General features: G+C 40.1%; 8 protein-coding genes. All 8 read left to right on the top strand.

The window, feature by feature from the left end:
- On the top strand, window positions 1–2192 hold a 2192-nt coding region (locus COX77_00475; protein ID PIZ99784.1), incomplete at its 5' end, for a ribonucleoside-diphosphate reductase, adenosylcobalamin-dependent.
- 19 nt (window positions 2193–2211) lie between these two features.
- Window positions 2212–2751: a cob(I)yrinic acid a,c-diamide adenosyltransferase gene (locus tag COX77_00470; GenBank protein PIZ99785.1), complete on the top strand. Its 540-nt coding sequence runs from the start codon at window positions 2212–2214 to the stop codon at window positions 2749–2751.
- 12 nt (window positions 2752–2763) lie between these two features.
- The gene (raiA, locus tag COX77_00465; GenBank protein ID PIZ99783.1) at window positions 2764–3069 is read left to right on the top strand and encodes a ribosomal subunit interface protein; all 306 of its coding nucleotides are present in this window, start codon (window positions 2764–2766) and stop codon (window positions 3067–3069) included.
- A 261-nt stretch (window positions 3070–3330) separates the two neighbouring features.
- Window positions 3331–4338 (top strand): orotidine-5'-phosphate decarboxylase, encoded by a 1008-nt coding sequence (gene pyrF / locus COX77_00460; protein PIZ99782.1) that lies wholly within the window; start codon window positions 3331–3333, stop codon window positions 4336–4338.
- On the top strand, window positions 4335–4979 hold the full coding sequence (locus COX77_00455; protein PIZ99781.1) for a hypothetical protein: 645 nt from the start codon (window positions 4335–4337) through the stop codon (window positions 4977–4979). Before pyrF ends, COX77_00455 begins: the two co-directional genes overlap by 4 nt.
- 116 nt (window positions 4980–5095) lie before the next feature.
- On the top strand, window positions 5096–5476 hold the full coding sequence (locus COX77_00450; GenBank protein ID PIZ99780.1) for a hypothetical protein: 381 nt from the start codon (window positions 5096–5098) through the stop codon (window positions 5474–5476).
- Between the two features lie 55 nt (window positions 5477–5531).
- Window positions 5532–7043: a magnesium chelatase gene (locus COX77_00445; GenBank protein ID PIZ99779.1), complete on the top strand. Its 1512-nt coding sequence runs from the start codon at window positions 5532–5534 to the stop codon at window positions 7041–7043.
- Window positions 7044–7286: 243 nt separating this feature from the next.
- On the top strand, window positions 7287–8264 hold the full coding sequence (locus COX77_00440; GenBank protein ID PIZ99778.1) for a hypothetical protein: 978 nt from the start codon (window positions 7287–7289) through the stop codon (window positions 8262–8264).
- Window positions 8265–8416: the final 152 nt, after the last annotated feature.

Raw genomic sequence — 8416 nt, 5'->3', positions numbered from 1 at the left:
TTGATTCTTTTGCCGGCGTAATTAAGTCTGGCGGCAAAACAAGACGTGCTGCCAAGATGGTAATTCTTAATATTGATCACCCGGATATAGTGGAGTTTATTAACTGCAAGGCTGGTGAAGAGAAGAAAGCTTGGGCTTTGATTGATGCTGGTTATGATGGCTCTTTTAATGGTGAAGCTTATCGCTCCATCTTTTTTCAAAATGCTAATAACAGCGTGCGGGTAACTGATGATTTTATGCGGGCCGTGGAAGACGATGGTGATTGGTATACCAAATATGTAACCTCACGCGAGATCGCCGATAGCTACAAAGCCCGAACCCTAATGCAGATGATTTGTGATGCTACATGGCTTTGCGGTGATCCTGGCTTGCAGTTTGATACTACCATCAATAAGTGGCATACCTGTAAAAAATCTGGTCGGATCAACGCCTCTAATCCGTGTTCCGAGTATATGTTTTTAGACGACAGTGCCTGTAATTTAGCCTCACTTAATTTAATGAAGTTTGTGGATAAGCTCGGCGAGTTCAATGAACAAAGGTTTATTCGCGCTTGCGAAATTATTATTACTGCTATGGAAATTGTAGTAGATAATTCTTCATATCCGACTGAGCAGATTACGCAAAATAGCTATGATTACCGTCCCTTGGGTTTTGGCTTTGCTAATTTAGGAGCTATTTTAATGCTCCGGGGCTTACCCTACGATTCTGATCGGGGAAGGAATTTTGCCAGTGCCATTACGTCGCTAATGACTGGTACTTGTTATCGTCGGTCAGCTGAGATTGCTGCTAATCTAGGAACTTTCAAATATTATCAAGCCAACGAAGAATCATTTTTGGATGTTATTAGTATGCATCGTGGGGCAGCCTATAAAATAAAGTCTGATGGCGTACCAGAAAACTTATGGCAAGCGGCTAAAGAGATTTGGGACGATGCCTTATTAATGGGACAAAAATATGGTTATAAGAACGCTCAAGTAACAGTATTAGCACCAACTGGTACTATCGCTTTTTTAATGGATTGTGATACTACCGGCATTGAACCAGATATCGCTTTGGTAAAATATAAATGGTTGGTTGGTGGTGGTATGATGAAATTGGTTAATAGTACTGTGGAGCCAGCGCTCACTAATCTTGGTTATAATAAAAACGAGGTTGAACAAATAATTAAATATATTGACGAACATGATACCATTGAAGGAGCGCCGCATTTAAAAGATGAACATCTGCCGGTTTTTGATTGCGCTTTTAAACCGAAAAATGGTATGCGCTCTATTCATTATATGGGTCACGTGAAAATGATGGGCGGCGTGCAACCATTTTTATCTGGCGCTATTTCGAAGACAGTGAATCTACCGCAAGACGCAACCATGGAAGATGTTTTTGAGGTTTATATGATGGCGTGGAAATTAGGCTTGAAGGCTGTTGCTGTTTATCGTGATGGGTCTAAGAAAACTCAGCCCCTAACAACCAGTAAAGACAAAGAAGACAAACAAGAAGAAGAAAAAGAAATAGAATACAAACCGCGTCGTAAGCAAATGCCGATTGAACGAACGGCTTTGACTCACTCATATCAGATCGGTAATCATAAAGGATATATTACTGTGGGTCTATATGAAGATGGTGCACCAGGTGAAATATTTATTACTGCCGCTAAAGAGGGAAGTGTTATTTCCGGACTTTTGGATTCCTTTGCCCTTTCTATTTCGCTAGCTTTGCAGTATGGCGTGCCACTGAAATTTTTAGTTAATAAATTTGTTAATTATCGTTTTGAACCATCGGGCTATACCAATAACCCCAATATACGCATTGCTAAATCAATCGTTGATTACCTCTTTCGCTGGTTAGCTATTAAATTTTTAAGTGATCAGGATAACGACGAATTGGGTGTTAATCATTTTGATCCGAGTAATGGCAATGGCATTGATCGAATGCCAGAGAGCACTAGTGCGATTACGCAAAGTAAAAAAACTACTACTAAATTAGAAATTGATACTGACGGTGATCATCAGCCGGACGCTACTTACACCAAGAAGATTGAAGAATCAATCAGCGCTTTGGCCGGCGGTGATGCGCAAATAACTTTTGAAATGCAAGTTGATGCGCCACCTTGTGGCAATTGTGGCATGATCATGGTACGCAACGGCTCCTGTTATAAGTGCCTGAATTGTGGCGGTACCAGCGGTTGCTCCTAATTTTTCCAATTAATTTATGGTGAAAAATAAAGTTGGTCGCATCCAAGTTTATACTGGCGATGGTAAGGGCAAAACAACTGCTGCTTTGGGTTTGGCTTTGCGAGCTCGTGGGCGCGGGTGGCGCGTGGCGATTATCTTTTTTGATAAAGGTGGTAATCATTATGGTGAGCGTGAAATGTTAGCGCAAGTAGGTATTGATTTTTGGGTTACTGGTTTATTGCGCTTTGATGAGCTGAAGAAAAAATTTCGTTTTGGTGTGACGGCAGCAGATCAAATGGAAGGAATAAAGGGTTTGGATTTAGTCAGGGCAATCTTTCAAAAGAATAATTATGACCTTTTAATTCTGGATGAAATTAACAGCTCCTTGTGTTTAGGTATAGTTGAGCAAAATAAATTTATCTCTTTACTGGGTCAAAAACCGCAGTCTTTAGAACTGGTCTTGACGGGACGGCAGGCAAATGAGAAAATATTAAAGTTAGCTGATCTAGTTACGGAAATGCAGCCACGTAAACACTACTTTAACCAAGGTCAATTAGCTCGTGCTGGTGTTGAATATTAAATTATAAATATTATGCAAGTCATTCTAAAATTAACTAATTTGGATTTAACGATGGAGCAGAAATCTTATGTCGAAAATAAGATTTTAGCACTGGCCAAGTACTACCCCCAGATTGTAGAAGCCCGAGTGGAGATTGAGAAGCTAGAAAAGCATCACAGCGGCAATACGACACGTTGTGAAGTAAATATTTCTATTCCCGGTAAATTGATTAGAGTAGAGCGCACAACTACCGATTGGACTAAGGCGATTAATAAGGCTAAAGATCATTTGAAAGTTATTTTATCCCGAACTAAAGAAAAAAGAACTAAGAAGAGATAATAAAAACAAAATAAGAAAAAGCCACTAGTCAGAGGTTTAGGCGCCCGGCAAGTGGTTTTTTTAACTCCTGGCATTGCCAACTCCCGGCGTTGAATAGTTTGTTTTCAGTGTTATTAATCGTTTTTGTGGGTAATTCAGCTCTTTTAACTCCCGGTGTTAACAACGCCGGGAGTTAAAGCACTGTTGACAGCCGATGTTATTTGTAGTAATTTAAGCACAATTGATCGTTAACATATTTATTAATAAAATACGGAGAAAGAAATGAATGAGAAACTATCCTTTTGGGACAAATTAGCACAGCAGATGAAGCAAGGGCGACACCTGTGCGTTGGATTAGATACGGAGTATGAAAAACTTCCAAAATGCGTTTCTACTGGATTGTCAGATGGCGAGGCGATGCGAGCATTTAATATTGATATTGTGAATAATACCACCTTCTACGCCGGTGCTTACAAGTTAAATTTAGCTTTTTATTTGCAACGTGGTGAGAATGGACTTTGTGCACTTCATGATACACTGAGTTATTTGCAGGAACATTATCCGGAGCAAGTAGTTATTTTGGATTTTAAAGTCGGTGATATTGGTAATACCAACACGGCTTGGGCTGATTTCGTTTTTAGAGTATTGCCCGGCGTTGATGCTATTACGGCAACTGGCTATGTTGGTTTGAATGCTTTTGCACCTTTGTGGCAGAATTATCCGGAGAAAGGAATATTTTTTCTGGGCCTAACATCAAATCCCGAGAATAAAGAGTTGCAATTGCAGTCATTATCCATGACGGAAGAAATGATGTTACAAAGCTTTGGCTTTGCTTGTGGTAATAAAGTTATGGACCGAGAGTGTTTTACCGACCTATTTAATTGTAATCTTCGTGATTACTGTGAGAGAAAAAATATACTGACCGATTATAAGTCAGTTAATCTCAGATATTATTTGCCAACGGTCTGGCAGGATATGGTAATTCGCGTTGGTGCTCTGAACAGAAAATTGGGTAGTAAGAATTGCGGTATTGTTTTCGGCGCTACCAATTCTACTCAACTGCAGGACTATGCCAAGCTGACTGATACTGCTACTTTGTTTCCTGGCGTTGGTGCTCAGGGCGGCAGTGTTCAAGAAGTTGTGACGGCGATGAAGGATAAACCATTTTTGATCAATGTCTCCCGAAGTATTATTTTTGCCAGTAGCGGTACTGATTATGCAATCAGAGCTGGAGCAGGAGCAAAAATTTGTCATCAACTGATAGTAGAAACAAAAGGAGTAAAATCATGATAATTGATAGACACGAGCGAGCAAGAATATTATTGGATCAATTCACGGCGCGAGAAGTTATCTTAGTCGGCAATCATTTTCTTTTAAGTTCTGGCAAACACTCATTAGAGTATTTTGCTAAGGATATTATTTATTCTTATCCGGCCTTATTAGGAAAAATCACTCAGTGCTTGATGGATGATTTGGATCACTACGGTTTTGACGTGATGGTGGGGCCAGAAAAGGGTGGTATTATTTTGTCCGGTGCCACGTCCATACTAATAAGCAAATCTTTTGGTTATCTCAATATTCGCAATGCCTTTGCCGAGAAAAAAACCGACGGCACGTTCTACTTTGGTCGCGATTATGATAAACTGATTGCCGGGAAGAGAATAGCTATCGTTGAAGATGTGCTGACGACCGGTGACTCAGTAGCTGGGGTAATAAAAGAAGTGATACGTTTGGGTGGCGAGGTAGTTGTTGTCGGTGCGATTTGTAATCGCGGCGGTGTAACTGCTGAGAAACTTGGCGTGCCAGCACTTTGTTCTTTGCTTGAACTGAACATACCGACATATGATGAAGTAGACTGCGTGGCGTGTCAAAAAGGAACGCCGTTTAATCAAGAATTTGGTCACTGTGCAAAAGTTAAGGTAAAAACATAATTTCTTAGGGCAGAGTGTATAATAGACTCTGCTTTTTATTTGACAAAAAAAATGATTATCGCTAAGATGTGAGCAAATAATTAAGTAGTTCATTTTATTATCAATTGGAGTTAATCATGATAGTTTCTGTCTATTTACCGCAACTGTTTTCCGATTCACCAATGGTCTCAGAGATGGTCTCAGAAAACGTAAAGGAGTATAAGATTATTTTGATGAGTACCATCAAAAAAATAATCGATAACCGTTTAAGTCTAAAAAAAGAGATCAAAACCACATTCTTTTTTTACTATTATACTGAATGTCATCCGGAGATTTGTGTTTTTTTAAAGATTGAAGGAGCGCATTGTTGTGACGATGCGAGTTCGATGGCTAAAGAAATATGTAATGAAGTGCAAGATTTACATAATACTTTAGCAGTCGCTAGCCACTTAAAATTTATCGAATGTCATGTTACTATTGGTGGCGTTCAGGTAATTGACGCCAGCGTTAGTAAATAATTTTTACAGGGTCCAACGAAATAATTCGTTGAGATCCTTTTTTTAATTAAAAAATATGTCTGTAGTAATTAATTGCGCAACGATTATCGGTTTAAATTGCCAGCCAATTGCGGTGGAGGCAGATTTGAGCAGCGCTTTGAATAATTTTATTATTGTTGGATTACCTGATCAGAGTGTAGCTGAAGCGCGGGAGCGAGTGCGTCAAGCCGTTCGTAATAGTGCCTTGGATTGGCCACGCCGTAAGGTGATAGTCAATTTAGCGCCAGCCGATTTAAAAAAATTTGGGAGCTATTATGATTTGGCTATGGCCGTGGCAATTTTGTGGTGTTCGCGGGCTATCCGCATCAATCCCGAAGATGCCCAAGCCTATTATCTGGGCGAGCTGTCTTTGACTGGCGACATCAAACCAATCAACGGTGTTCTGAGTATAGCTAAAACATTAGCGGAAATCGGAGCAAAAAAGATATATCTACCAATCGCTAATGTAGCTGAAGCATCTTTAATTAATGGTTTAGAAATAAGGGGTGCCAATAATTTAGCAGAATTAGTTGCTCACCTGCAAGGAAAAGAAATATTGCCAGTAGCAAACGGTGGTACGGCCGCGGCTCAAGAAACGGTCAGTTATCCAGTAGATTTGTCGGATATTCGTGGACAAGCACAAGCTAAACGAGCACTGGTCATTGCCGCGGCCGGCAACCACAATTTATTACTTACTGGGCCACCAGGTTCAGGTAAAACCATGCTAGCTAAATCCATGATTTCGCTTCTACCACCATTAACTCGTGAAGAATCTTTAGCTGTTACCAATATTTATAGTGTCGCCGGTTTATTACCACGCAAGCATCCTTTGCTAGTCGCGGCACCTTGGCGTCATCCGCATCATACCGCTTCAGCCATTTCTTTGATCGGTGGCGGCAGTCATCCAGCTCCCGGTGAAATAACGTTGGCGCATAAGGGAGTTCTATTTCTCGATGAGTTACCAGAATTTCCGCGTACTGTTTTGGAAAATTTACGACAGCCATTGGAGGATAAGGTCGTAACCATTGCCCGCGTGTTTGGTACTTATGAGTTTCCCGCCGACTTCATTTTATTAGCGGCGATGAATCCGTGTCCTTGTGGTTATTTAAGCGATCCTGATCGACGTTGCGTTTGTTCACCAGGAAGCATTATTAAATATCGCAATAAAATATCTGGACCACTTTTGGATCGCATTGATCTGTTTGTGGAAGTACCGCGTTTGCAGTTTGCGGAATTGGTACAGAAAGATGATGCGGAAAAATCTAGTCATTGGCGGGAGATTGTTAGTCAGACACGCCAAAGACAAAGAGCACGACAGCAAGGACTACTAAATTATCAATTAACCAGTCAGCAGACAAGGCAGTATTGTCAGTTGGGCAAAGAAGCCCAGTTGCTTTTAGAGCAAGCGATTAATCAACTTAATTTATCACCACGTAGTTACTTTCGCTTATTAAAAATTGCACGCACGATAGCTGATTTAGCTTGTTCTGAGGAAATTTTGACAGAACACTTAGCCGAGTCTTTGCAGTATCGGTTAAAGAACAACTAATGATAATTATCCACAGTAATAGTTTGACATTATTCTTGTTACCAGTTAAGTTAAAGATATACTAAATTTATGAATTTATTTAAACAATCACAACGCTATAGTAAATACTCAAGTTCCAGTAATTTATTGCTGAGCGTTGGTTTGTTATTTAGATCATAATTATTATTTTTAGATGATAGCCCACCGCTTCAGCAAAAGGAGCGGTTTTTTGTACATTTATAAACAAATCAAAGAGGTATTATCATGTTTCCTTTTTTTCTAACCCCAGACCAAAAAATTATAGACATCATGTCCCGTTGGCGCCCGAGTGAGGGATATCATAAGTGGGTGGCGTTTATGATGAGAGGTGAATTTTTTGTTCTTATTACACCACTAACCGGTGAGCAAATTTATCATGCTGATATTTATAATGTTCATCGCCGTGTTATTGCATCCAAGTTATCAATTCAGACAATAGAATTAAACATGGACTCGCGCGTTGGCGGTTATTATGATGCTAGCGGTAAAAGTTTGATTAATGAGACACGGGGTAACTTTTTTCGCATCAATGAAGAAATGTTAAAATCTGCAGAATTAGTAGTTCTTGGTGGTGGCAAGATTGAGCAAAAGCACAACAAAATAGTTGTTTCGCAATCATCAACCACCTTTTCTTTGCCCCGAGCTTTACAAAACGCCCTGAATAACAACGTCGCTGATCTGGTGGCCAAATACGTTCCTAATGTAATCCCGGCAGTTAAAGTTTGTTGCTTATCGCAGTGTTGTAATGATCTTGGCACCGGTAGTTGCACGGGAAGACTAATAGAGCGTGCGAATAATGCCTTGCAAAACAACACCGATGTTTTACTCAAGATGTTTGATGGTCAACAATGGTCTGATGGCAGCGGTTGTTATGCGCGTAATGTTTATTTGTCTTTCAAAAAACATGACGGATTGATTACCACTGATCAGTTAAAGGAAATGATTGGCGGTCAGTACGCCGATGGCACTTTTCAAGCTAGTGGCCCAGACAGTGTCGTTGATTTACTCAAGAATCTAGTTGATAATAAACAGGCAAATGTCGTTATTAATCAACCTGGTGTTTTCGGCGTCGAGGTTAAGGGCAGCTCTGTTCCTTTTGATCAGTTGAAAGAGAAGATTGACCAGTTAAAAGGGCCACAAGTAACCGCAATGTCAACTGCTCAGTTGATTAATTTTCTCCAATCTTTAGATTCTCAGAAATAGCCATTAATTATCGTCGTCATTATTTGTTAAAACGATTATTATCTACTAGGCACGGTCCATCTTTTTTAAAAAAAGGTGGACTTTTTTTAATTGCTCAGGAAACCCCGCACGAGAATTCCTTCTAAGGCTGCCAAGCAGCCGTATCGAGTGCG

It is taken from the genome of Candidatus Komeilibacteria bacterium CG_4_10_14_0_2_um_filter_37_10 (genome assembly GCA_002793075.1).
GTDB lineage: Bacteria > Patescibacteriota > Patescibacteriia > UBA1558 > UBA1558 > UM-FILTER-37-10.
The sequence above is the reverse complement of the archived record's forward strand: the minus strand, read 5'-3'. Positions and strand labels throughout refer to the sequence as shown.